The organism is Sphingorhabdus sp., from assembly GCF_029865925.1.
Classification (GTDB): domain Bacteria; phylum Pseudomonadota; class Alphaproteobacteria; order Sphingomonadales; family Sphingomonadaceae; genus Sphingorhabdus_B.
On sequence record NZ_JARXAI010000034.1, the window covers coordinates 1 to 24,548 of the forward strand.

20 protein-coding genes and 1 tRNA gene are annotated in these 24,548 nt (G+C 55.6%); 15 read left to right on the plus strand and 6 right to left on the minus strand.

Translation table 11 applies throughout. The features are described 5' to 3' along the window. From ppdK to QE270_RS03405, 3 genes are all read right to left on the minus strand, one after another. Window positions 1-2,633, minus strand: a 2,633-nt coding sequence (gene ppdK, locus QE270_RS03395) for a pyruvate, phosphate dikinase (protein WP_300035178.1), incomplete at its 3' end; no start/stop codon positions are given. Between the two features lie 144 nt (window positions 2,634-2,777). Continuing rightward, complete coding sequence (gene glyS / locus QE270_RS03400; protein ID WP_300035181.1) at window positions 2,778-4,820, minus strand: glycine--tRNA ligase subunit beta; 2,043 nt, start codon at window positions 4,818-4,820, stop codon at window positions 2,778-2,780. Between the two features lie 43 nt (window positions 4,821-4,863). Continuing rightward, window positions 4,864-5,751 carry a glycine--tRNA ligase subunit alpha gene (locus QE270_RS03405; protein WP_300035184.1) on the minus strand — a complete coding sequence of 296 codons (888 nt, stop codon included), beginning with the start codon at window positions 5,749-5,751 and terminating at the stop codon, window positions 4,864-4,866. 155 nt (window positions 5,752-5,906) lie between these two features. Between QE270_RS03405 and QE270_RS03410 the strand changes: the two genes are divergently transcribed. From QE270_RS03410 to QE270_RS03425, 4 genes are all read left to right on the plus strand, one after another. Beyond that, window positions 5,907-6,119: a helix-turn-helix transcriptional regulator gene (locus QE270_RS03410; RefSeq protein ID WP_300035187.1), complete on the plus strand. Its 213-nt coding sequence runs from the start codon at window positions 5,907-5,909 to the stop codon at window positions 6,117-6,119. After that, the gene (locus QE270_RS03415) at window positions 6,088-6,762 is read left to right on the plus strand and encodes a hypothetical protein (RefSeq protein WP_300035190.1); all 675 of its coding nucleotides are present in this window, start codon (window positions 6,088-6,090) and stop codon (window positions 6,760-6,762) included. Before QE270_RS03410 ends, QE270_RS03415 begins: the two co-directional genes overlap by 32 nt. Before the next feature lie 57 nt (window positions 6,763-6,819). Further along, complete coding sequence (locus tag QE270_RS03420) at window positions 6,820-7,773, plus strand: TraB/GumN family protein (protein ID WP_300035193.1); 954 nt, start codon at window positions 6,820-6,822, stop codon at window positions 7,771-7,773. 80 nt (window positions 7,774-7,853) lie between these two features. After that, the gene (locus QE270_RS03425; RefSeq protein WP_300035195.1) at window positions 7,854-8,576 is read left to right on the plus strand and encodes a type II CAAX endopeptidase family protein; all 723 of its coding nucleotides are present in this window, start codon (window positions 7,854-7,856) and stop codon (window positions 8,574-8,576) included. Here the strand turns inward: QE270_RS03425 and QE270_RS03430 are convergent. Together QE270_RS03430 and QE270_RS03435 are read right to left on the minus strand one after the other, a co-directional pair. Continuing rightward, complete coding sequence (locus tag QE270_RS03430; RefSeq protein ID WP_300035249.1) at window positions 8,573-9,619, minus strand: LD-carboxypeptidase; 1,047 nt, start codon at window positions 9,617-9,619, stop codon at window positions 8,573-8,575. The genes QE270_RS03425 and QE270_RS03430 overlap by 4 nt on opposite strands. A gap of 25 nt (window positions 9,620-9,644) precedes the next feature. Continuing rightward, window positions 9,645-12,602 (minus strand): TonB-dependent receptor, encoded by a 2,958-nt coding sequence (locus QE270_RS03435; RefSeq protein WP_300035198.1) that lies wholly within the window; start codon window positions 12,600-12,602, stop codon window positions 9,645-9,647. 187 nt (window positions 12,603-12,789) lie between these two features. Here QE270_RS03435 and QE270_RS03440 point away from each other — a divergent pair, with 187 nt between their 5' ends. From QE270_RS03440 to ychF, 5 genes are all read left to right on the plus strand, one after another. Then, window positions 12,790-13,227, plus strand: coding sequence for an Rrf2 family transcriptional regulator (locus tag QE270_RS03440; protein ID WP_300035201.1), 438 nt, complete (start codon window positions 12,790-12,792; stop codon window positions 13,225-13,227). A 138-nt stretch (window positions 13,228-13,365) separates the two neighbouring features. Then, entirely contained in the window at window positions 13,366-14,139 is a 774-nt protein-coding gene (locus QE270_RS03445; protein WP_300035204.1) for a sulfite exporter TauE/SafE family protein, read from the plus strand. A gap of 110 nt (window positions 14,140-14,249) precedes the next feature. After that, entirely contained in the window at window positions 14,250-14,861 is a 612-nt protein-coding gene (locus QE270_RS03450) for a 50S ribosomal protein L25/general stress protein Ctc (RefSeq protein WP_300035206.1), read from the plus strand. A 59-nt stretch (window positions 14,862-14,920) separates the two neighbouring features. Next, the gene (gene pth / locus QE270_RS03455) at window positions 14,921-15,493 is read left to right on the plus strand and encodes an aminoacyl-tRNA hydrolase (protein WP_300035209.1); all 573 of its coding nucleotides are present in this window, start codon (window positions 14,921-14,923) and stop codon (window positions 15,491-15,493) included. 91 nt (window positions 15,494-15,584) lie between these two features. Then, complete coding sequence (gene ychF, locus QE270_RS03460) at window positions 15,585-16,685, plus strand: redox-regulated ATPase YchF (protein ID WP_300035252.1); 1,101 nt, start codon at window positions 15,585-15,587, stop codon at window positions 16,683-16,685. 99 nt (window positions 16,686-16,784) lie between these two features. Here the strand turns inward: ychF and mutL are convergent, their stop codons facing one another. After that, window positions 16,785-18,617 (minus strand): DNA mismatch repair endonuclease MutL, encoded by a 1,833-nt coding sequence (gene mutL, locus QE270_RS03465; RefSeq protein WP_300035212.1) that lies wholly within the window; start codon window positions 18,615-18,617, stop codon window positions 16,785-16,787. Window positions 18,618-18,777: 160 nt separating this feature from the next. On the opposite strand from mutL, the gene QE270_RS03470 reads away from it, so the two are divergent. The 6 genes from QE270_RS03470 to QE270_RS03495 all read left to right on the plus strand — a co-directional run bounded on the left by QE270_RS03470 (window position 18,778) and on the right by QE270_RS03495 (window position 24,460). Continuing rightward, a complete protein-coding gene (locus QE270_RS03470) occupies window positions 18,778-19,818 on the plus strand; it encodes a rod shape-determining protein (RefSeq protein ID WP_300035215.1) in 1,041 nt (346 codons plus the stop codon). 12 nt (window positions 19,819-19,830) lie between these two features. Then, the gene (gene mreC / locus QE270_RS03475) at window positions 19,831-20,733 is read left to right on the plus strand and encodes a rod shape-determining protein MreC (protein WP_300035218.1); all 903 of its coding nucleotides are present in this window, start codon (window positions 19,831-19,833) and stop codon (window positions 20,731-20,733) included. Next, complete coding sequence (gene mreD / locus QE270_RS03480; RefSeq protein WP_300035221.1) at window positions 20,730-21,284, plus strand: rod shape-determining protein MreD; 555 nt, start codon at window positions 20,730-20,732, stop codon at window positions 21,282-21,284. The genes mreC and mreD overlap by 4 nt, the downstream gene beginning before the upstream one ends. Next, window positions 21,281-23,188 carry a penicillin-binding protein 2 gene (gene mrdA / locus QE270_RS03485; RefSeq protein ID WP_300035224.1) on the plus strand — a complete coding sequence of 636 codons (1,908 nt, stop codon included), beginning with the start codon at window positions 21,281-21,283 and terminating at the stop codon, window positions 23,186-23,188. Before mreD ends, mrdA begins: the two co-directional genes overlap by 4 nt. Further along, window positions 23,185-24,297 (plus strand): rod shape-determining protein RodA, encoded by a 1,113-nt coding sequence (gene rodA, locus QE270_RS03490; protein WP_300035227.1) that lies wholly within the window; start codon window positions 23,185-23,187, stop codon window positions 24,295-24,297. Before mrdA ends, rodA begins: the two co-directional genes overlap by 4 nt. A gap of 87 nt (window positions 24,298-24,384) precedes the next feature. Next, a tRNA-Lys gene (locus QE270_RS03495) sits at window positions 24,385-24,460 on the plus strand. The last annotated feature ends 88 nt before the right edge of the window (window positions 24,461-24,548 follow it).

The window sequence follows — 24,548 nt, forward strand, 5'->3', positions numbered from 1 at the left end:
GCTGCCAATCGCGCGATAGGCACGCGATAGGGTGAGGCGCTGACATAATCGAGGCCGACCTTTTCACAAAAAGCAATCGACGCCGGATCGCCGCCATGTTCGCCGCAAATCCCAAGCTTGATGTCAGGACGCGTCGCGCGGCCTTTGTTCGCTGCGATTTCAATGAGCTGGCCAACGCCTTCAACATCAAGGCTGACGAACGGGTCGCGGGCGTAAATGCCCTTATCGACATAATGCGTCAGGAACCGTGCGGCATCATCGCGGCTGACGCCCAAAGTGGTCTGCGTCAGGTCGTTCGTGCCAAAGCTGAAGAAGCTGCCGACTTCGGCGATTTCATCGGCCATCAATGCGGCGCGCGGCAGTTCGATCATGGTGCCGACGAGATATTCGATGCGCTTGCCCTGTTCGGCGAAGACAGCCTCGGCAGCCTTGTCGACAACGTCCTTCATCAGCTCAAGCTCGCGGCGGGTGCCGACGAGTGGGATCATGATTTCAGGCACGGGTGCGACAGCCAGTGAACAGGCCGCTTCGAATATCGCGCGCGCCTGCATCTCGTAAATTTCAGGATAGGTTACGCCCAAGCGGCACCCGCGATGGCCAAGCATCGGGTTGAATTCGTGCAGTTCCGCCGCGCGTTGTTTCAGCACCTCGATACCCACACCGGCAGCTGCAGCAACCTCGGCAAATTCGCTTTCCTGATGTGGCAGGAATTCATGCAGTGGCGGGTCCAGCAAGCGGATGGTGACAGGAAGACCAGCCATCACTTCGAAAATGGCAGTAAAGTCTTTGCGCTGTTCGGGCAGCAATTTGTCGAGCGCAACGCGGCGGCCCTTTTCATCGTCCGCCAAGATCATCTGCCGCACAGCGGTAATACGCGCGGCATCAAAGAACATATGCTCGGTACGGCACAGACCAATGCCTTCTGCGCCAAAATCGCGCGCAGTTTGCGCATCCAATGGCGTTTCGGCGTTGGCGCGGACTTTCATCCGGCGACCGGCATCGGCCCAGACCATCAAGGTGCCGAAATCACCCACCAGCTCAGGCTGCAACGTCGGGACTTCACCCGCCATCACTTCGCCGGTGGAACCATCAAGCGTGATGATATCGCCTTCATGCAACGTCCGTCCGGCAATGCGCAGCGTTTTGGCCGCAGCATCAATCTGAAGGCTGCCAGCCCCCGATACGCAGGGTCGGCCCATGCCGCGTGCGACAACGGCCGCATGGCTCGTCATGCCGCCACGTGCGGTCAGTATGCCGGTTGCGGCGTGCATGCCGTGAATGTCTTCAGGGCTGGTTTCAACGCGCACCAAAATGACGGACTCGCCGCGTTCTTTCCATTTGTCGGCGGTGTCGGCGTCAAACACGATTTTGCCCGAAGCTGCGCCGGGCGAAGCTGGCAGGCCAGAGGTCAGTACATCGCGCACCGCATCGGGATCCAGCGTCGGGTGCAGCAATTGGTCCAGCGCCATCGGGTCCACGCGCAGGACAGCCTCGTCCGTGGTGATGAGGCCAGCGTCGGCCATATCGACCGCGATTTTCAACGCTGCCTTGGCCGTGCGCTTGCCCGATCGGGTCTGCAGCATCCACAATTTTTCACGCTCAACGGTGAATTCAATATCTTGCATATCGCGATAATGCGTTTCGAGAATGTCGAACACCCGCGCCAGCTCGGCATATACTTGCGGCATCGCCTCTTCCATAGACAGCGGCTTCGCGCCCGCGCGTTCGCGGGCCGCCTTGGTCAAATATTGCGGCGTGCGGATCCCGGCGACGACATCTTCGCCCTGCGCGTTGATCAGATATTCGCCATAATAGGCGTTTTCGCCAGTGGCAGGGTCACGGGTAAAGGCAACGCCCGTCGCCGATGTTTCGCCCATATTGCCGAAGACCATGGCCTGCACATTGACGGCGGTGCCCCAGTCACCCGGGATATTGTTGAGGCGGCGATAAACCTTTGCCCGGTCCGATTCCCACGAGCCAAAGACCGCACCGACCGCACCCCATAATTGGTCATGCACATCCTGTGGGAATGGCTTGCCCCATTCGGCCTGAACAAGCCGCTTATACTCGCCCACCAACGCCTTCAGATCATCGGCAGAAAGCTCGGTATCGAGATAATAGCCTTGGTCTTCCTTGGCGATCTCAAGCGCTTCTTCAAACGCACCATGATCCAGCTCCAAAACCACATCGGCATACATTTGAATGAAGCGGCGATAGCTATCCCACGCAAAGCGCGCATCGCCCGATGAAGTCGCAAGGCCTTCGACCGTCTGGTCATTGAGCCCGAGATTCAAAACGGTATCCATCATGCCTGGCATCGACACCCGCGCGCCGGAACGCACCGATACGAGCAACGGATTGACAGCATCGCCAAAAGACTTGCACGTTACCTGCTCAATATGCGCAAGGCCATTGGCGACCTCGGCGCGGACGCTGTCAGGAAAGCTTTGGCCATTGGCGTAATACGCCGTGCACATTTCGGTTGTGATCGTGAAACCGGGGGGCACAGGCAGACCAATAGACGCCATGCCATCAAGGTTCGCGCCCTTGCCGCCGAGTATATTCTTGTTGCCGCGAACGGTTTCATCACCGTCCGAAACACCGCCACCGAACCGAAAAACATATTGAGTCATTTTTGCTCCATGCTTGGTAGACCCAATGATCCACCCGACAATTTTATCACTGTCATGCTGAACATGTTTCAGCATCTTAATTCTACGCCAATGGAAATTAAGACCCTAAAACATGTTCAGGGTGACGGCGGTTTTAATGCGGCCCTACCCCTCAATCTTCGAAAAATCCGCAACCTGCGTTACCGCATCACGGAACCGCGCCAGCAACCCAAGGCGAAAGGCCCGCTTGGCAGCGTCTTCATCATTCACCATCACTTCTTCGAAGAAACGGTCAATCGGCGCACGTAAAGTCGCAAGCGCCGCCATGGCGTCTTCAAACTGTTCGGCCGCAAGCGCCTTTTTGGCTTGCGGTTCGGCAATATCAAGCGCGCTTAACAACGCAATGTTAGCTGGATCCGCCATTAGCGCATCGCGCGCCGTATCCAGGGCAGGCGACACCGGATCTGAACCCTTCAGTATATTTGCTGCGCGCTTGTACGCCGCCAACAAATTCGCACCCTCGGCCGTACTAATATATGCCTGCAATGCCTTCACCCGCGCCAGTAGCCGGACAAGATCGTCCTCACCGCCAAGGCTAAACATGGCATCAATCAAATCGTGCCGCACGCCCGCTTCGCGTTGTTGCACTTTGAGGCGGTCGATCAAAAACTCTTCCAATATCGCGAAGCTTGCACCGGCACCCGTTGCAACAAGCATGCCCTTGAGCGAACAGCGCAGGTCATTCTGAAGCAGCAACGACAAGAAACCGATCGCCGCGCGGCGCAATGCGAACGGATCCTTAGATCCCGTCGGTGGCATGCCTGCGGCGAAAAATTGCGCCAAAGTATCCAATTTATCCGCCAAACTCACCGCAACCGTTACCGGCGCCATGGGCACATCATCGCCCTGCCCGACTGGCTTATAATGGTCACGAATGGCATCAGCGACAGCGTCGCTCTCGCCTTGCGCACGGGCGTAATAGCCGCCCATGATGCCCTGTAGTTCAGGGAATTCGCCGACCATGCCTGTAACGAGGTCGGCCTTGCACAATCGCGCAGCGCGTTCAGCGTCATCGGCGCTTGCGCCCTTGACGATCCCTTCTTCAACCAACCACCGCACCAGCTTAGCGACGCGATCAACCTTGTCGGCGACACTGCCCAATTTTTCGTGGAAGGTAATCTGCGCCAGCTTCTTGGCCTGATCGTCAAGCGCGACTTTCAGATCCTGTTCCCAGAAGAATTTCGCGTCCGACAAACGCGCAGCCAACACCTTCTCATTACCCGCAACAATCGCGGCGCCATTGTCATGCGCGTCGATATTCGCAGTGCAGACAAAGGCGTTGGCCAGCTTGCTCGCTTTGTCATGACAGACAAAATATTTCTGGTTCACACGCGCGGTTAATTGAATAACCTCTTGCGGCACGTCCAAAAATCCCGCGTCAAAGCGGCCAAGCATCGGCACTGGCCATTCCGTCAGGCCGGCATTTTCGACAACTAGGCCTTCATCTTCAACCAGCCTCAAGCCAGCGGCCTCGGCAGCCGCTTTCGCACCATCTCGAATGATGCGGCAGCGTTCGGAGAAATGCACAAGGACATGGGCATCGCGCAGCTTTGCGGCATAGTTAGCCGCGTTGGCGATATGAATGGTACCGCTGTGGTGGAAACGGTGCCCCATCGTCGCGGCACCGCTGCAGATGCCTTCAATTTCGCATGGAACATCATCATCACCAAGCAACGCAACAATGCCCTGCAATGGCCGCACCCAACGCAAGCTTTCGGTCGAAACAGACGCGGCACCCCAGCGTTGCGATTTCGGCCATGGAAATGCACGGATAATCGCTGGGATCGCTTCGGCCAAAACATCCGCCGTCTGACGCCCTGCCTTTTCCACGACCGCAAAATACACGCCATCGCGTTCAATCAACTGGTCTTGCGTGAGCCCTGTTTTGCGCAGGAAGCCTTCCATCGCTTGCGGCGGCGCGCCAAGCTTTGGACCTTTGGTTTCTTCTGACACCGCATCAGTCGCCATCGGCAGCCCAGTGGCAATTAGCGCAAGGCGGCGCGGCGTGGCGAATGTCTCAACCGACACAGCCGCCAATCCGGCCTTGGCGAGCGCGTCATTAAACAGGCGCGCCAAGTCTTCCTTGGCTTTGACCTGCATCCGCGCGGGAATTTCTTCGGAGCGGAGTTCCAACAGAAAGTCTGTCATACTAATTCCTCGCCGTTCCGGGGAGGATTTGAGCATTCCACCATCACGCTGCCCACCCGTTCTTTGCCATCCACGCCTGGCAGCTGCCTTTGGCAAGGTCGCGCACGCGGCCCATATAGCTGGCGCGTTCTTGCACAGAAATAACGCCGCGCGCTTGCAGCACGTTGAATATATGGCTTGCCTTGATCGCCTGTTCATAAGCGGGAATGGGCAAAACATGTTGCAGGCAGCTTTCGCACTCTGCGGTAGCCTTTTTAAACGCATCGAACAGCATGTCGGTATCGGCAACTTCGAAATGATAAGTGCTCATCTGCCGTTCGTTTTCGCGGAAAATGTCGCCATAAGTCACCGCCGGACGATCCGCCGTTGCGTTGTTATACACAAGGTCGAAAATGCTGTCCTTGTTCTGGATATACATCGCCAGACGTTCCAGACCATAAGTCAGCTCGCCCGAAACGGGTTTGCAGTCAAAGCCGCCCATTTGCTGGAAATAGGTGAACTGCGTCACCTCCATGCCGTCGCACCACACCTCCCAGCCAAGACCCCAGGCGCCAAGCGTCGGGCTTTCCCAATCATCCTCGACAAAGCGGATGTCGTGCAGCAACGGGTCAATGCCGATCGCATGCAGCGAGCCCAAATACAGTTCCTGCAAATCAGGTGGGCTTGGTTTCAATATGACCTGATATTGATAATAAGCGCCAAGCCGGTTCGGGTTTTCGCCATAACGGCCATCGGTCGGACGGCGGGACGGCTGCACAAAGGCGGCGTTCCACGGGTCAGGCCCTAACGCGCGCAACGTGGTCGCGGTGTGGAATGTGCCAGCACCCATTTCCATATCGTAAGGCTGCAATATCGCGCAGCCCTGCTTACCCCAATAATCATGGAGCGTGAGGATCAGATCCTGAAAACTAAGTGGCGCAACGACGGACATGGCCAGCCATTGGCGGAGATAGGCGGCTAAATCAAGTTTCTGAATACGCAGGCGGGTTTTTGTCAGTGGTGCATAACATTATGTAAGGTGTTGTTGATATTAGAGGCGAATCGCTTTAGTAAGGTTTCCATGACACAAAGACATTATAACCTGACATGAAAAATCAGCTCAAAGTGTTGCGCGCGATGCGCAATTGGAGCCAGGCCGATTTGGGCGAGCATCTCGATGTATCGCGCCAGGCGGTGAACGCGATTGAGACGGGAAAATATGACCCGTCCCTGCCGCTGGCGTTTAAAATTTCACGGCTGTTTGAATTGCCTATCGAGGAGATTTTCGATGACGAACATACAGGAGAGCACGATGCGTGACGCAGATCAAAAAACGGGCGGCAATATCGCACGCAATCTATGGATGATGTTGTCCGGGGTGGGCATCATCATGCTGCTGGGCGTGATCACCGGGTTTCTGTCACAACATAATGCCCAAGGTGGCGGTGCTTTAGATTTGGCTGGGGTTGCCGTGTTAGGCGCAATTGCGGCGGCGATCCTTATTTTGGCTTTCGTCATCTGGAAATTGTTCCAACAAGGCAAGCAAAGCGGCGAAAAGGTGCCGCGCCGAGAAAAAGTCTACAATCGTTTCTTAGTTGGCAGCTTTTTATTTGGCGGCACCACCGGGCTCGCGCTCGCGCTGACGGGCAGTTTTGACGCACCCGAAACCAGTCTCATGTCCAATGCAGCCATGTCGCCAGTACTCGCGATCATCCTTTCAATCGCCATCGGCGTTATTTTGCCAGCCATCACCCTCTATTGGCACAGGCATGCCGTCGATGAGCAAGAGGAGACCGCCTATCGACTTGGCGCCCTCATCGCTATTTACGCATTTTGGTTCATCGCGCCAGTCTGGTGGTTTCTGTGGCGCGGCGGCATATTGCCGGAGGTAAATGGTGTAACACTCTATTTTATAACAATGTTTGTTGCTCTTGTCGTCTGGTTCTGGAAAAAGTACCGCTGATTACCGGTCCGATATCGTCGAATTATACTCTCACCTTATAATTGAAGGAGAATATCGATGCGCATTTGTTTGAAGACGTTACTCACCGCGACCGCGACCTGTGCGTTGGCGTGGGCGGTGCCTGCCACGGCGCAAAGCACGCCTACCGAAGCGCCTGCCTCCGTTGAGGCACTTGACCCAGTCAAAGCGGATGCTGCTGCCATTAAAGACGTCGACCCCGCCTTATGGGTGGTCAAAGATGCCGACACCGCCATTTACCTGTTTGGCAGTGTGCATATCCTGAAACCTAGCTTGGGTTGGTTTGACGATGGCGTAAAGACCGCGTTTGACGCGTCGGACCAATTGGTTCTCGAACTGGTCGAGCCCCCCGCAGCGGAATTTCAGGCCATGTTTGGCAAGTTTGCGATGGATCAAAAGGGCAAGGCACTGCGATCCAAGATGAATGACGCGGACCGGGCAGTGTACGAAGCGGCGATGGGCAAGCTTGGCATTCCGGCTGCGGCGTTTGACCCGTTTGAGCCCTGGGCTGCGGCGATGACACTGTCCCTGCTGGCCATGCAGAAAAGCGGATTTGACCCAAATAGCGGCGTTGAAAAGCAACTTACGGCAGCAGCAAATATCACTAAAAAGCCGATTGCCGGCCTTGAAACCATGGAGTTTCAGCTTGGTGTGTTTGACACCCTGGCTGAGGCTGAACAGGTCCAGTTCCTCGTCGAAACGGCCAAAGATATTGATGACGCCGGGGCTACTATGGACAAGATGGTAGACCTATGGGCCGCACCGGACCCGGAAAAGCTGGGCGCACTCATGAATGAGGAGATGACCAGCCGCGTTTTATACGACACGTTGTTGACCAAGCGGAATGCCAATTGGGCGAAATGGATTTCCGCACGGATGGCAAAGCCTGGGGTGACATTCATTGCGGTGGGCGCAGGCCATCTCGCCGGCCCGACCAGCGTTCAGGCATTGCTCCCGGCTTATGGCCTGAACGCAACGCGGGTGGCCTATTAAGTTTTGCGTGTGTAACAGGAGAAGGTCGGGCAGAAAGTCGCTCGGCCTTCACCTATTTTTGCAGGGCTGAGATGGAAAAAATGCAGCATAGCGATTCTGCGACAGCACCGCCTCTTGCGCCGAAAAATTATCCTGGCTTGCTGCCGGCTATTGGCTTCATTGCGCTGTATTTTGCCCTGCAAATATTGTGCACGATCCTGATCATGGCGGCCACTTATGACTGGACCAGCACAGCAACGCCGATTGCGATTATTACGGGCCTTGTTGTTTCTGCCGTTGTTCAGTTGTTCCTGATGTGGCTCTATTTACGCAAAGATGGTCGGATGAAGGCCTTGGGCCTATATGATTTCGGCAAACTGCCGCTGCTCAAAACCGTTCATATTGCCGTCATGTGGATCCTCACCGCAATGGCTTTCAACTATGTTTATGCGACTTACCTGATCCCGGGCATCAGCATGCAGGACGAAATGTCCAAAATCCTGGCCGCAATTACGCGATCGCCACTTAACATTGCCGCCATGTTCTTTGCGATCGTTATTGCCGCGCCTGTTGTTGAGGAGCTGTTGTTCCGCGGAATGCTGCAAAACGCACTGGCGAAATATCTGCCTATATGGGGTGCGATACTGCTGTCGTCATTCCTGTTTGCCCTCGTGCATGGGCAGCCTTATGCCATTCCGGGCCTGATGTCGCTCAGCCTCGCTTTTGGCTATCTATACCATCGTACAGGGTCACTGCGCACGAACATCATCCTGCACATGGCAAACAACGCCTTTGCGTTGCTGGCTCTGCAAATCCTGAATTAAACGACCACTGGCGCGAGCAGGCGGAGCGTTCCCGCATCCGCATCGATTTCTGCAATACCGCCCACAGGCAGCGTAAACTGATCCGTAATGTGGCCGAAATAGGCACCCTGATAGGCCGGGATGCCTAAGCCGCCCAGATGCTGAGTCAGCACGTCATTCAGCGTGAACGCGCCGTAGCTTGTGCCCTTGTTGACGCAGTCGGTGCACTGACCAAACACCACGCCTTTGAGGTTTTTCAATATGCCAGCCTGCCCCAATTGCGTCAGCATGCGGTCGATACGATATTCGGCTTCGTCGACATCCTCAAGGAACAGGATCGCACCATCGAAATCTGGCAGATAAGGCGTTCCTGCCAGCGCCGTGAGCACCGTGAGGTTGCCGCCCAATAGCTTCCCTTGCGCTTTACCCTTACCGCTGCCCAATACCCGCGTACGCCATTGCCGCTGAGCCATTCGGTCTTCGGTCCCGATGGGATTGGCAAAGGTCGGCGTGCCACCTTCAAACGCGATTTCGCGATACATATCCCAAGATGCTTTACCCCACGCACTGCCCGCATTTGGACCATGCAAGGTCACAAATCCGCCCTTTGCCGCAATCGCCATGTGCAGCGCCGTGATGTCGCTGAAACCGGTCAACAATTTGGGATTGGCACGAATGATGTTCCAATCGAGATACGGCAAAAGCCGGGCACTACCCCACCCGCCACGCACTGCGAAAATGGCTTTAACGTCCTTGTCGGCAAACATCGCATTAATGTCGGATGCTCGGTCTTTATCTTGGCCGGCAAGATAGCCGTAACGGTCCAGCAAATGGGCTGCGCGCTTGGGCTTAAGGCCCATAGCCAATATGGCCTCTTCCACCAATTGAAGCTGGAATGGCTCATCGCTGGCGGACGCGGGCTCGATCAAGCCCACAGTATCACCGACACGAAGCCGCGATGGCTTGCGTGCCGCTTTTGCATCGGCGGCGGCTGCAACCGAAAACGAAGGGGCCGACAGCAATACTGCAAGCCCCGCCATAATTTGACGCCGAGTTGTGTTCATATCCATACTCGGCAATCCCTTTGGTTTAGAACTTCGCTTCAACCGAAAGCGTGAACGACCGTCCACGTGGGTCGGCAACGCGTGGTTCCCAGCTTGAGCCCGAACCTGTGTTGCTGTCATAGGTGATGGCAAATGGCGGATCCTTGTCGAAGACGTTGCGCACGCCTGCGGTCAAACGCAACCGCTCCAGCACATCCTTGCTTATAGATGTATTGTAAATCACATATGGTTTCACCTTGGGGTCGAAATCCGGGCGGACCACGGTGCCATTGGCGATGCCAGGCAGTGCCTGGTTCTTGTAACCGTCGCGATAGATTTGCGAGAAGCTGAAGGTGAAGTCATCCTTTGTGAATGAAACAAAGGCGCTATGCTTCCACTTGAGACCCAAATCACCAGCAAAAGTGAACTGACCAATCAAGCTGGGTCCAAATGGAGCCGACGGCAGGAACTTCTCGCGCTTTTTCAGCTGATAGGTTCCGTCCAAACCAGCACTTACGACGCCACCCAAGGCGTCCAAGCCACCGCGCAAAGCTATTTCAAGTCCCTTGGTCCGGCGCGACCCGATATTGTCGGCGCGCAGATCGATAAGCGTAATGATCCCGTTGGTCCGGGTTACGCGATCAGGGAAGGAACTGATGTTATCAAGCAACTGGCGCAATGTCAGCGCGCCGATAGTGTCATCTACGGAGATTGACCAATAATCGACGGACGCACTGAAACGGCTGGACGGTTGAAGCACCACACCAAGGCTATGCTGCTTTGATGTTTCAGGGCCGAGATTCAAATTGCCGCCCGAGAGCGTTTCTGGCGTTATGGCTGCGCAACCGGGCAACGAACTCACAGCGTTCGACGCACATGTTGTCGGGTCAACCAAAGTATTGCCTGGGTTTGGCGACTGCGTCACGCCGTTGAAGATTTGGTTGAACGCGGGCACGCGGAAACCAGTGTTGAACGACCCACGAAGCATCAGCCAATCGAGCGGCTGGAACTTGGCGGATATCTTCGGGTTAACTGTTGTGCCAAAGCCGCTATAATCGTCAAGCCGAACTGCGCCAGTGACCTCGAATGTGTCAACCACTGGCACCAATACTTCGGCATAGGCTGCCTTCACTGTCCGGTTTTTCGGGGTAAGTGCGTTGCTGTTATCAAAGGCTACGTTGAAGATATCAGGCGTGCCCGTCACCGCAGCAGGAGAACCATTGAAGCTGTAAGTTTCGCGACGATAGTCTACGCCAAGCGCAACCTGAACAGTGCCACCGGGCAAATCGAACAGCGACCCAGACACGGATGCATCAAGTTGCTTGACCTCATATTTACCGCCATAAAGCGTAACGCCTTCTGCCGAAATTGCCTTCAATCCAGAAAGCGCTTCGGCCGATTGCGATAATGAGAACGGGTTGAGAATGCCGCTGTTAAGCAGGCCAACTATGCCAGGACGCGACGCGCCAGGGGCCGTTGGTGCACGTGGATCGATACCGCCAGATACGGCGCCGGCAACACCCGACGCAGTCGCTGCTGCTGCTGACGCGAAGGTTCCGCGATAATGGTATCCGCTGCCCAAGACCGACGTCGCTTGGCTGCGGGCGTAAGATCCACCCGCGCGATAGTCCCAGCCGGCCCACAAGGGACCTTCGGCGCCTAAGCCAGCACGCAGAGTTTTGGTGTTTGTTTCATATTCACGCACGCCGCACGCAGTGCAACGCCAGCGATACGAAATTGGCTTACCGTAATTGGGAGCGATTTGCGGAAAAACGCCGACCAGCTTGTTATAAACATCATTATATGTCGCCGTTGTCGCGGCGTTCAGGGGATAGTATAACGGCAAGGTGGTTGCGTTGCCGGAATATTGGTTATTCGAGAAGCGCTTGGATGAATCCGCATCCGAACCCGTGATTTCAGCATAAAATTGGTGATCACCAAGCTTTGCAGTTGCGCGCCCATAATAAGTTAGCGTGGTCAATGGCTGTTGAAGAACAGCCGCACGGCCCGTGTCCCAAGCGCAGGCAAAACGCGCAGAGGTGTTGGCCCATAATTGTTCGTCATATGCCATACCACCATCCATGGAAGCGCAACCCGCGCCGCCTGGAAGGTCCAGAATGTTGATGCCGCCATTTGCGGAAACGGTTGCGCCTGTTTCAAGCAAACTGACACCGCTTAAGAGCGAACCGGTTGGCGCAAACAGCGCATTTGAACCTGTTGCGAAAGCTGTAGCAATGGGCGTTCCACGCGTATCCACCGACAGGCCGCGATTAGGCTGATTACCGTTGACGAAACTGCGCTCCGAACCGTTGAGAGCTTTACTATAGCTTTTGCTCACGGTAGCCATGATGTTGAAGCCATCTTCGTTCAGGTCGCCATAGCCACCCGTCGCCGACAGCCGATAAATATTTCCACCGCCCGCTTCGGTTACATCTGCAAATTGGTTTAAGACGAGGCCTTGAAAATTGGTTTTCGTGATAAAGTTGATGACGCCACCGATGGCATCCGTTCCATAGATGGCCGACGCGCCATCTTTCAGGATTTCCACCCGCTCAAGCGCAGCCATAGGAATTTGATTCACGTCGACGGCTGATCCCGTAAGACCATGCGCGGCAACGCGCCGACCGTTCAACAGCACCAGCGTCGAAGCAGAACCCTGACCGCGCAAGTTGGCTGCCGAGAGGCCGTTCGTTCCGCGTTGCGCACCAGAGGTAACATCCGCGTTTGAGGCAAGGTTATCAGCGCCATTTCCGTTGGTGGAAAGATAGGAAATCAGTTGCTCAGGGCTGTTAATGCCCTCACGAGAAATATCATTGGTTGTGATGATCTGCAAAGGTAACGCGCTCTTTGCAGGATCCTGCTTGATACGCGATCCGGTAACGATAATCGCCGCGCTTTCATCCGCAGCGCTATCGGCAGCGGCAGGCAAGGATGACGCTTGCGCGAAGGCCGGTGCAGTTAGGCACGTGGCTAACAACAATATCGCCGTTTTAGAATAATTCATGAAATGTCCCCTCTTTCATTTGTATAACTCAAACTGTGTTTTATGCCTGCAAACTATGCGTAACAAAAATGCAAAGCAACTATCTTTAGATGCATTGCACCTTTGAAACCGGAGAGAGTTTAAATCAATTCGCGCTTTGTCTACTGGGTGGGTTGAAAATCAAGGCGGCAACGGGCAAAAGCAGAATATGCTGTCCCAGAAAACCCGCTATGCCATTCGCGCCATGCAGCATCTTGCGGATCATTATGGTAAAGGCCCGGTCCAGCTTGCGGACATCGCAGAGGCCCAAAAAATTCCACCTAAATTCTTGACCGTTATATTGTCTGAGCTGTCACGCTCCGGCCTGATTGCGTCACAACGTGGCAAGGACGGCGGCTATTGGTTGGGCGTTGCGCCGATCGACATAAGCTATGGCGACCTCATCCGTATCATGCGCGGGTCACTGGCGCTGGTGCCATGTGCAAGCCGTTATGCCCACGAAACCTGCAAGAATTGTGTCGAGGAAGACAATTGCCGCACGCGCGCTTTAATGCTTCAGGTGCGCGATAAAACCGCCAATCTCCTTGATAGCATCAACCTGTCAGATGTCGTGGATGCGGACATCTATCTGCAGGCAGCAGAGTAATCCATCGGTCATCGTTGCTGCCGCTGCGGCTAAACAGTTCCTTGGGCGGCACAAACAAATTAGAGGGATACAAAGCTGTGGCTAATGTAAGTGCTACTGATTATGGATCCGCATTCCGGAACAGAGGGCCAGGTTTAGATGCTTGAATATGTTACCAACGTCGATTGGTCTGCTGTTGCGCCTTACATCGCCGTTGGCTTTGCGGCGCAATTAGTCGACGGAGCGCTTGGTATGGCCTTTGGCGTCATCTGCAGCACCTTGCTGGTCAGCGTCATGGGCGTTGCGCCTGCCCGCGCATCGGCCGGCGTGCATTTTGTTGAGATGTTCACCACCGGCGCGTCGGGCATCAGCCATGTGTTGCACAAAAATGTCGATTGGAAACTGTTTAGCCGCATCGCCATTCCCGGCGTCATTGGTGGTTGCACAGGGGCATATTTGTTGGCGAACATCCACACTGAGGCCGCCCGGCCTTTTGTTATGGGGTATCTTACGCTGATCGGCTTTTACTTGCTGCATAAGGCATGGAACTTCACGCATGAGCAAAAACCACGCGACCCTAAAGTAACTATGCCGCTGGGTCTTATCGGCGGTTTTCTCGATGCATCGGGCGGCGGCTGGGGCCCTGTGGTCACGTCCAACCTTCTGATTCAAGGCGCAGACCCGCGCAAAACAATAGGCACGGTGAACACGGCAGAATTCTTTTTGACTGTCGCAGTTTCCTTGACCTTCATTTTGACCATCGGATTGGAAGCATTTACCGTCGTGACCGGCGGGCTGCTTATCGGCGGATTGTTGGCGGCGCCATTTGGTGCATTGATCGCAAAGCGGATTCAACCGCGCAAACTGCTGTTCGCGGTAAGTTCCGTGCTCATAGCCACCAGCCTGTTCAGCCTCTACAAAGCGTTGGCCTAATTCCGCACTAAGCTTGCATTTGCAACGCAACCCACATATAGGCGCCCGCTTGTCGTGCATGGTCATCCCTGGAGGCGTGGCGGCAAGGTAACTTTTTTTGGAGAAACAACATGAGCGATCAGCTGACTTTGTCGGCAGAGACGCGCGATCGGGCAGGCAAGGGAGCCTCCCGCGAATTGCGTCGTCAAAACCGAGTGCCCGCCGTAATTTACGGCAACAAACAAGAACCCGAACTCATCCATGTCGAAGAAAAGGCGCTCATCAAATTGTTGATGACTGGCCATTTTTCGAACAGCGTTGTCGAGATCGAACTTGGTGGCAAAAAACAGATCACAATCCCAAAGGATGTTGCATTTAATCCTGTCAGCGATCGTCCAACACATGTTGATTTCCTGCGCATCGTCAAGGGCGCGAAGGTGGATATCGAAGTGCCTGTCGCATTCATCAACGAAGACGCTTCACCTGGGTTGAAGCGCGGTGGTGTTTTGAACATCGTGCGTCACGAACTTGAACTCATCTGCGAAAATGACAAAATCCCTGACGACATCCAAATCGATGTTGCAGGCTTTGACATTGGCGATTCGATCCACATCAGCCACGTAAAGCTGCCTAAGGGTTCGGAAAGCAAGATCACCGACCGCGATTTCACCATTGCGACCATCGTTGCACCATCGGCGCTCAAGTCGACCGAGGGTGACACGACCGCCGAAGGCGAAGCTTAAATCTATCTCCGGGGCTGGGTTTCGGTCCGCCCCGGATATTCCCCCAAGGGATACGCGCGATGCAATTATGGGTAGGTCTCGGTAATCCAGGCGCCACCTATGCGATGCACCGGCACAATATCGGTTTCATGGCGCTTGATGCGCTTGCCGAAATTTACGATCTTCCAATACCTGCCAAGAAATTCTTGGGCTGGGTTCAGGAACTGCGCATTGGTTCCGACAAAATCATCCTTCTCAAGCCCGCGACGTTCATGAACGAAAGCGGCCGCAGCGTCCGCGCAGCGATGGATTTCTACAAGCTTGAGCCCAAGGATGTCACCGTCTTTTACGACGAGCTCGATCTTGCCCCGTTTAAGGTAAAAGTTAAAATCGGCGGCGGCGCGGCTGGCCATAATGGCATCCGCTCTATCACCGACCATATCGGTGCAGATTTCCGCCGCGTGCGGCTGGGCATTGGCCATCCGGGCAACAAAGACCGCGTAACCGGCTATGTGCTCGGCAATTTTCACAAGAGCGAGATTGACGATCTGGCCGACTTGCTGGGCGCAGTATCAGCCGAAGCCGATTGGCTGGCTAAGGGCGATGACGTCCGCTTCATGAATGACGTCGCCATGCGGTTGCATCAGGATTAAGCCCGTTTAACGATGCTTGTGTCATCGCATTGGTGGACTTGGTGCCGAACGTCGCCTAGGGCCGCTGCATATCATTATTGACGAGGATTTTATGGGTTTCAAATGCGGTATTGTGGGCCTTCCCAATGTGGGCAAGTCCACCCTGTTCAATGCGTTGACGCAGACAGCAGCGGCGCAGGCGGCAAACTATCCGTTCTGCACGATTGAGCCCAATATCGGCAATGTCGCCGTGCCCGATCCCCGGCTGGAAACAATCGCTAAAATCGGCGGTAGTCAGAAGATCATAGAAACGCAGCTTGGCTTTGTGGATATCGCTGGCCTCGTCCGCGGCGCGTCAAAGGGCGAAGGCCTTGGCAACCAATTTTTGGGCAATATCCGGGAGGTGGACGCGATTGTTCACGTCTTGCGCTGTTTCGAAGATGACGACATTCAGCATGTCGACAACAAAATTGATCCGATTTCGGACGCGGAGACCGTCGAGACCGAATTGATGCTGTCCGACCTAGAAAGCCTTGAAAAACGCGTCCCGAACCTCGTCAAAAAAGGCACACAGGGCGACAAGGAAGCCAAAATCAGCGCGCTTGTACTTGGCCGTGCGCTTGACCTGCTGCGCGACGGCAAGCCCGCGCGCCTGACCAAGCGCGACGATGCCGAAGAAGAGCGGCATTTCCAAATGGCGCAGCTTTTGACCGCGAAACCCGTGCTCTATGTCTGCAACGTCGAAGAGGCGAGCGCGGCCAATGGCAATGCGCTGTCCGCCCGCGTCTTTGAAAAGGCGAGGGCCGAAGGCGCCGAAGCCGTCGTCGTGTCGGCCGCGATCGAAGCGGAAATTTCGACAATGCCGCCTGAGGATCGCGAAGTATTCCTAGACGACCTTGGCCTAACCGAAACCGGCCTTGCCCGCGTCATTCGCGCAGGCTATGAATTGCTCCACCTCATCACCTTCTTCACCGTTGGTCCCAAAGAAGCCCGCGCATGGACTGTCCATAAAGGCGCAACCGGGCCAAATGCGGCAGGCGCGATCCACAGCGATTTCGAAAAAGGCTTCATCCGCGCCGAAACCATGGCCTATGAAGATTATGTCCAATATAATGGCGAAGCCGGCGCGAAAGAAGCCGGCAAATGGCGTTCGGAAGGCAAGGAATATCTCGTCAAAGACGGCGATATCATGCTGTTTAGGTTTAATGTTTGAGGTGCATGGCTTTGCGTAGCGACCGCTAAAATAAAGAAGCTTGGGCCAGAAGCTGGCAGAGCACAAGTTGTTTCAGGGTCTTACTTCAACCCCAGCGCCTCACTTCCGCCCGAACAGCTTCTCCACATCCCCAAGTGCCAACTTCACCCAAGTTGGCCGACCGTGGTTGCACTGGCCGCTATGCGGGGTGACTTCCATTTCGCGGAGGAGGGCGTTCATTTCAGTAACCGACAGCACACGGCCAGCGCGGACGGAGCCGTGGCAGGCCATGGTCGCGGCGACATGGTCGATGCGCTCCTTGAGCGACAGCGCGTCGTCATAAGCGGCAAGATCGTCGGCCAGGTCCTCCAGCAACCCCTTGGCATCGCCATCGCCCAGCACGGCTGGCGTTGCGCGTACGAGCATCGCGCCGGGTCCGAAGCGTTCGACATCCAACCCGAAGGCAGACAGCTCCTCCGCCTGCGCCTCCAGCCGGTCACAGGCGGGTTCTTCCAACTCCACCACCACCGGCAACAGCAGCGCCTGCGATGGCACGGCGCCGCCCGCTGCCGCCATCGCCTTGCGCATACGTTCAAGCACAAGTCGTTCATGCGCGGCGTGTTGGTCAACGATTACAAGGCCGTCTTCGGTTTCGGCGACGATATAGGTGTTAGCGACTTGTCCGCGCGCAACGCCAAGGGGATTGCGCCCACGGTCGGGGACGGGTTCATGCGCTTCTGCGGCCCTGCCCCATAAAGGCGCGAGGTCTTCGGCTGGAATCGCGCCTAAATCGGCAAAGCTGCTGCGGTTTTCATAGACCGACGGATAGCTGTGCCGTTGGCCATATTGCTCCTGATAGGCGGTTGCCCCCACAGTCACAGGGCGCGCAAATATGTCGCCTTGCGCGGTCTGAATCGGTTCCTGCTGCCACGCGGAGAGCGCGTCGGCGGAGGGCCTTTGCACGCTGCGAAAGCCGGATTGATCCAACGCATGGCGCAGGCCGGACACGATCATCCCGCGGATGAGCGCAGGGTCACGAAAGCGCACCTCTGTCTTAGCTGGGTGGACGTTTACATCGACCAAAGTTGGTGGCAGGTCCAAAAACAGGGCAACCACGGCATGCCGGTCACGCGCCAGCATTTCGGCATAAGCCCCGCGCACCGCGCCGATGAGAAGCCTGTCCTTCACCGGACGGCCATTGACGAACAGAAACTGATGGTCGGCAACGCCGCGATTATAGGTCGGCAGGCTGGCCACGCCGCCAAGGCGGACGCCTTCGCGTTCAAAATCGAGCGCAACGCTATTGTCGATAAGTTCGCTGCTGGTCAAAGCCGCCACACGTTCAGGCCGCGCCGAGGTAGGCTGCACCGCCAACACACGCCGCCCGTCATGCTCAACCACAAAGCCGATGTCCGGCCGCGCCATCGCAAGCCGCTTCATAGTGTCCAGAGCAGCAGCATATTCGGCGCGCGCGCTGCGCAGGAATTTGCGCCGTGCGGGCACATTGCCGAACAGGTTTTCAACCCGCACCCGCGTGCCATGCGGTAAAGCGGCCGGTCCCTCCCCCGTCACCACGCCATGATCCACCGTTCGAGTCCAGCCTTCGGCGCCTGCCGGCCTGCTTTCCAGGGTCATTTTTGACACGCTGGCAATGGAGGGCAAAGCCTCACCCCGAAACCCAAGCGTCGAGACCATTTCAATATTTTCATCGGGCAATTTCGATGTCGCATGCCGTTCAAGCGCCAGCGCCATGTCCGAGGGCGACATGCCACAGCCATCGTCAGTGACTTCAACCAGATCAATGCCACCGGCGGTTAAGCGCACTATGATATTTCGCGCGTCCGAATCGATGGCGTTTTCAACCAGTTCCTTCAACGCGCTGGCTGGTCTTTCGACCACTTCACCGGCGGCAATCCGGTTGACGAGATTTTCGGGGAGCCTTCTTATTGACATCTGTAGGTTCCTAGCCCAAGCGCACTCCTCAAGCGACTCCTTAATGGTACGCAATCCAGCCAAATATCTGTTTTGTAAAACAGCAAATTCCGCTAGGATCGCGCGATTATTTGGGCGTGCTCCAAAGGACTCTCACCAAACCGGACTGGGTGGATATTACATGGTATTTGGCAAGTTTTTCCGTTTCGCATCGCAGGATATGGCAATTGATCTCGGCACCGCCAACACGGTGGTTTATGTCCGTGGCCAAGGCATTGTCCTGAACGAACCCTCGGTTGTGGCGATTGAAACGCTGAATGGTATCAAACGCGTGAAGGCAGTTGGCGACGACGCGAAGCTGATGATGGGTAAAACCCCGGACAGCATCGAAGCCATTCGCCCGCTGCGGGATGGCGTGATTGCCGACATTGATGTTGCCGAGCAGATGATCAAGCACTTCATCCACAAGGTACACGGCAAGCGCCACATGTTTAGCTATCCTGAAATCGTCATTTGCGTTCCATCGGGTTCAACCTCAGTTGAACGCCGCGCGATTCGCGACGCGGCCTCAAATGCGGGTGCATCTCAGGTGTTCCTTATCGAGGAACCCATGGCGGCTGCCATTGGCGCAAATATGCCGGTAACTGAACCCATTGGTTCCATGGTTGTTGATATTGGCGGTGGCACGACTGAAGTTGCTATCCTGTCCTTGCGCGGCCTTGCTTACACAACCTCCGTTCGGACCGGTGGTGATAAGATGGACGAAGCGATTGTTTCCTATGTTCGACGACACCATAACCTGCTTATCGGGGAAGCAACCGCCGAGCGGATCAAGAAGGATTTTGGAACCGCCCGTCCGCCAGCCGATGGCATTGGAGAAACGTTGCACATCAAGGGCCGCGATCTTGTAAACGGCGTGCCGAAGGAAATTTCGATTAATCAGGGGCAGATTGCCGAAGCCTTATCGGAACCGATCGGCACCATCCTCGAAGGTGTGCGCGTTGCGCTTGAAAACACTGCGCCAGAACTGGCGGCTGACATCGTAGATCAAGGAATTGTTCTGACAGGTGGCGGCGCTTTGATGGCCGGTCTTGACGAATTTCTGCGTGATGAAACCGGCCTGCCCGTTACGGTTGCCGAAGACCCGTTGACGTGCGTTGCTATCGGCACTGGCCGGGCCATGGAAGACCCGATCTTCCGCGGCGTCCTGCTCACCGCCTAAGGCGAGGTTGGGATGGCGCCGCCACCGCATCGGCGCCCCGGATTTTCCCGGAAGGCGCAATATAGCCTGTTCGTAACCTATGTGGCTGCGACTGCAGGGACAATAGTGGCTGCGCTGCTTCTGTCGATATCGGTCGTTGATCCAACTGGCTTTGCTGCTCTTAGGACCTTTGGTGCAGAAATCACCGCCCCGATCGCGCGTATTTTCAGCGCGCTTCGAGTGTCCACACAGGCCATCACGCATGATGCGTCCGCCTATATGGACGCTGCCTCTAAAAATGTGACACTCGAAAAAGAAGCACGGGCCAACCGGAGCAAATTGATCGAAGCGCGCGCGCTTCGCGCTGAAAATGCGCGGCTGCGGGGGTTGCTAAAACTAACCGACGAAGGCGAGCAGCAAATCGCCGTTGGCCGGCTCATTAGCTCTACCGCATCCAGCACCCGGCGGGTCGCGACCTTGTCGGTCGGTCGCAATTATGGCGTGGAACGTGCACAACCAGTGCGAGGCCCCGCGGGGCTCATAGGCCGTGTTATTGAAGTCGGCCCAACAACTGCCCGAATTCTGTTGGTAACGGACGCCGAAAATCTGGTGCCCGTGATGCGCGTGAGTGATGGCCTACCTGCATTTTCAGCAGGGCTTGGCAACGGAACAGTTCTCATCAAGCCACTAAACTTGGGCGAAAGTCCGTTTAGGGTAGGTGACATAATTGTAACCTCCGGCAATGGCGGCTTGTACCGCCCGAACATTCCCTTTGCCCGCGTCATTCGCAAAACCAGCGATGGTGCGTTGGCCATCCCTTTTGCTGACCCCGGCAACACGCCTTATGCAATCGTCATGCAACAATATCAGGGCGAAGCCCGAGCGGCTCAACAAGCTGCCGCCCCTGACGGCGAGACCAAAGAGATTAAAGAGTGAAAATTCCGGTAACCGCTATCCACCTACCGACACGGCCGGGACGCGAATATGAAAGCCGTTTTGACCGCGAACAATCGTTACTGAAAATGTTGGCGATCCCGATTGCCTCGGTCATTCTGGCGTCGATGGTCACGACCTTGCCCATATTTACAGCGGAACCGTTGTTGCCGCCCTTCGGCCTTTTGATGATGCTCGGTTGGCGCTTGATGCGTCCTGGCTTGCTTCCCGTGTGGTCTGGCCTTCCCTTTGGTTTGATGGACGATCTTTTCAGTGGTCAGCCCTTCGGCAGCGCTGGCCTGCTTTGGTCCCTTGCGATGCTGGCTCTCGAGATTATCGATTCACGCGCCATCTGGCGTGATTATTTTCAGGACTGGCTCATTGCAGCCTTGCTCATAACGGCCGTTTTACTTGGCGGGTTATGGATCGCTGGCCTTGCCCACACAGCACCTGAACCGAGTTTGTTAATGCCCCAGATTGTATTGTCGATATTGCTATATCCACTCGTCGTGCGCATATGTGCGCGCCTCGACAGTTGGCGATTGGCAACATGAAAATCGAAAAGCAAGCCACATCAGGGCAGCTTGATTTCACCTTCTCACGACGTGCCGTTTTTGTCGGCGGCGTGCAGGCAGCTATTGGCCTGACTGTGGCTGCGCGTATGTCTTATATCGCAGTCGCCGATAATGAAAAATACGAGCTATTGGCCGAAAGCAACCGCGTTAATCTGACTATCATTCCCCCGCGCAGGGGCTGGTTCGTGGACCGATATGGTAAACCAATTGCTACCAACCGCGCCGACTTTCGGGTCGACATCATTCCCGATCGGCTGGTGCGAAAAGATGAAACAGTCCGCACGCTGGCGGAATTGCTGACGCTTTCCACCGATGATGTTGACCGTATTCACCGCGAGCTCAAGAACGCGCAAGGGTTTCAACCTGTGCAAGTTGCCGCCGGCCTGGATTATGAACGATTTGCCGCCGTCAGCGTCCGCTTGCCTGACCTTCCCGGTGTTACCCCGCGTCAGGGTTATTCGCGCTTTTACCCAAGCGGCGCAGCCGTCGGTCATCTGATCGGGTATGTTGGCACCGTATCGGCCGAGGAATATCAGAGGAGCAAAAAGCCGTTGCTGATTACGCCAGGGTTTAAGGTCGGCAAGGACGGCCTTGAAAAGACGTTAGAAGACCGTTTGCAGGGCGAACCGGGGGCAAAGCGTACGGAGGTTACCGCGCGTGGCAAAATTATCCGTGACCTCGCCACACGACCCGACATTCCTGGAAAGCCGGTCCAACTAACGATCGACATTGATCTGCATAATTATGCTGCCCGCCGGCTTGGTCTGGAATCAGGATCAGTTGTCGTGTTCGATTGTCTCACAGGAGACATTCTAACCATGGCATCGATGCCATGTTACGATCCCAATAGCTTTTCCGATGGCATTGGCCGGGTCGAATGGAAAATGCTAAATGGCGACGATCATATCCCCATGCTGAACAAGGCGCTTCAGGGACTATATCCGCCTGGCTCTACATTAAAACCAGTCGCTGGCCTCGCGATGTTGCGCCAAGGTATCGACCCTGATGAAACGGTTGTCTGCAACGGCGGATATCGACTTGGCAATCGCGTGTTCAAATGCCTCGGGCGCCATGGCGCAGTGAACATGCGCACGGCTATCATGAAAAGCTGCAATACCTATTTTTATGCGATGGGGCGTCGGATCGGTTATGACAATATCGCCCCTGTCGGGCGGGAGTTAGGCCTTGGTCAGGAATTTTCGCTGCCTTTCCCTTCGCAACGCTATGGCACCGTGCCCGACAGCGCTTGGAAAATGCGCAAATATGACCAGAAATGGACGGAATCAGACACGCTCAACGCAGTCATTGGACAAGGCTATATCATCGCAAGCCCATTTCAATTGGCTGTAATGGCTGCACGCATTTCCTCTGGCTTGCATGTGCAGCCCGAAATATTGTTGAAAAAACGGGTGGCGCCCAAGCCCCTCTCCTTTCCAACCGAACATCTTGATGTTGTACGAGACGGCATGAACTTGGTTGTCAATGGCGCCGGCACAGCCGTGCGCAGCAAACTGCAGCTTGAAAACATAACAATGGCGGGCAAAACCGGCACCGCGCAAGTGCGCCGCATCGCAGGGGCGCAACGCGGACAATCCGGGGCATGGAAATATCGTGATCACGGGCTTTTCGTATGTTTTGCTCCCGTTGCCGCACCGCGGTACGCCGCATCAGTTGTGATCGAACACGGCATGGGTGGCGCGCGTGCAGCAGCACCCATTGCAAAAGATGTTCTGACCTTCTTGTATGACCGTGCGCAGGCCATGGCTTCGCTGGAAGCGCTAGAGGCAGGCTGGGGCGGTAATATCGCACAACGTATGGCGGCCAAATACGCGACGTTTCAGGGGCAGCCCGCCGCGCCGCCGCCGCTGGATCCGACAATATGAACGGCATAGTCCCTGCGCCTATCGCCGCCTTGCCCTGGCGCGTAATCTTTATTCTGATGGCGCTGGTGGGTTTTGGCGCAACCGTCTTATACTCGGCAGCTGGTGGTCATCTGGAACCATGGGCAGGCAAACATGTCCTGCGCTTTATCGCACTCCTCGTACTGGCGATCGCGATGTCACGGATGCCGCAGGGATTTTGGAAATCAATAACTTTCCCATTGTACCTGCTGCTTTTGCTCTTGCTCGTGGTCGTCGAACTCATGGGTTTTGTCGGCGGCGGAAGTCAGCGTTGGATCAACCTGGGCTTTATAACGCTGCAGCCTTCCGAATTAATGAAGCCAGCAATGGTGCTGGCCGCTGCATGGTTTTTCGACCGACTTCCACCAAACCGGATATACGGCATCGAAGCGACATGGCCGCTTGTTTTAATCCTGATCCTGCCAAGCGCGATGGTTATCATCCAGCCGGATTTTGACGCCGCTATCGCTTACGCCTTTGGGCTTGGCGTTGTGGGCTTCATGGCGGGCCTACCGCTGATCTACTTCATCGGCGCTGGCGCGGCCCTCGCGGTTGTTGCGCCATTGGTCTATTTTTTTGGTATGAAGGCATATCAGCAAGATCGGGTTCTGATTTTCCTCAACCCTGAAAATGACCCTCTTGGCGCCGGCTATCATATCACCCAGTCAAAAATCGCGATTGGATCAGGTGGCATCTTTGGCAAGGGCTTTGGCAATGGCACACAAAGCTATCTCGATTATCTTCCCGAAGGTCATACAGACTTTGTCTTTGCGACAATGGCGGAAGAATGGGGCATCGTTGGCGGCTTTTTCATTCTGTTCCTCTATTTCATGCTTATGCGCTGGGGCTTAAACGTTGCGGTGCAGAGCAAGACGCGATACGGAAAATTGGTCGCTGCGGGCCTGACCTGCACGATATTCTTCTACATCATGATCAATTTACTGATGGTGGTTGGCCTCGCCCCAGTCGCTGGAATACCTCTGCCCTTCGTCAGTCATGGCGGATCGTCGATGCTGACGATGATGTTATGTGTTGGCATCATCATGTCCATCGAACGCCATCCTGGCTCAAAGCATGGTCAATTCCAATAAATCCCGCAGGCGTGCTTGACAAAGGCCGCGAATAGCATCAAAGGCGGCGCTCCAAACGGGACTGCGCATCTGGCCATCCCTAAATGGGGACGCTTAGCTCAGTTGGTAGAGCAGCTGACTCTTAATCAGCGGGTCGTGGGTTCGAACCCCTCAGCGTCTACCATTACTTTCAATGGTTCCCCGTCAGCACCAATGGCACAGATTTTATGTTGTGATTTAAGGAGTTTTTTGGTTTCATCGTAGTGACGAAG

Coding starts and splice junctions, on each gene's coding strand:
- QE270_RS03440 (WP_300035201.1), top strand. CDS start 12,790: ATGCTGTCCCAGAAAACCCGCTATGCCATTCGCGCCATGCAGCATCTT.
- QE270_RS03420 (WP_300035193.1), top strand. CDS start 6,820: ATGCGCATTTGTTTGAAGACGTTACTCACCGCGACCGCGACCTGTGCG.
- QE270_RS03410 (WP_300035187.1), top strand. CDS start 5,907: ATGAAAAATCAGCTCAAAGTGTTGCGCGCGATGCGCAATTGGAGCCAG.
- ychF (WP_300035252.1), top strand. CDS start 15,585: ATGGGTTTCAAATGCGGTATTGTGGGCCTTCCCAATGTGGGCAAGTCC.
- glyS (WP_300035181.1), bottom strand. CDS start 4,820: ATGACAGACTTTCTGTTGGAACTCCGCTCCGAAGAAATTCCCGCGCGG.
- QE270_RS03450 (WP_300035206.1), top strand. CDS start 14,250: ATGAGCGATCAGCTGACTTTGTCGGCAGAGACGCGCGATCGGGCAGGC.
- QE270_RS03415 (WP_300035190.1), top strand. CDS start 6,088: ATGACGAACATACAGGAGAGCACGATGCGTGACGCAGATCAAAAAACG.
- QE270_RS03405 (WP_300035184.1), bottom strand. CDS start 5,751: ATGTCCGTCGTTGCGCCACTTAGTTTTCAGGATCTGATCCTCACGCTC.
- QE270_RS03425 (WP_300035195.1), top strand. CDS start 7,854: ATGCAGCATAGCGATTCTGCGACAGCACCGCCTCTTGCGCCGAAAAAT.
- QE270_RS03445 (WP_300035204.1), top strand. CDS start 13,366: ATGCTTGAATATGTTACCAACGTCGATTGGTCTGCTGTTGCGCCTTAC.
- QE270_RS03430 (WP_300035249.1), bottom strand. CDS start 9,619: ATGAACACAACTCGGCGTCAAATTATGGCGGGGCTTGCAGTATTGCTG.
- mrdA (WP_300035224.1), top strand. CDS start 21,281: ATGAAAATCGAAAAGCAAGCCACATCAGGGCAGCTTGATTTCACCTTC.
- pth (WP_300035209.1), top strand. CDS start 14,921: ATGCAATTATGGGTAGGTCTCGGTAATCCAGGCGCCACCTATGCGATG.
- mutL (WP_300035212.1), bottom strand. CDS start 18,617: ATGTCAATAAGAAGGCTCCCCGAAAATCTCGTCAACCGGATTGCCGCC.
- QE270_RS03435 (WP_300035198.1), bottom strand. CDS start 12,602: ATGAATTATTCTAAAACGGCGATATTGTTGTTAGCCACGTGCCTAACT.
- mreC (WP_300035218.1), top strand. CDS start 19,831: ATGGCGCCGCCACCGCATCGGCGCCCCGGATTTTCCCGGAAGGCGCAA.
- QE270_RS03470 (WP_300035215.1), top strand. CDS start 18,778: ATGGTATTTGGCAAGTTTTTCCGTTTCGCATCGCAGGATATGGCAATT.
- rodA (WP_300035227.1), top strand. CDS start 23,185: ATGAACGGCATAGTCCCTGCGCCTATCGCCGCCTTGCCCTGGCGCGTA.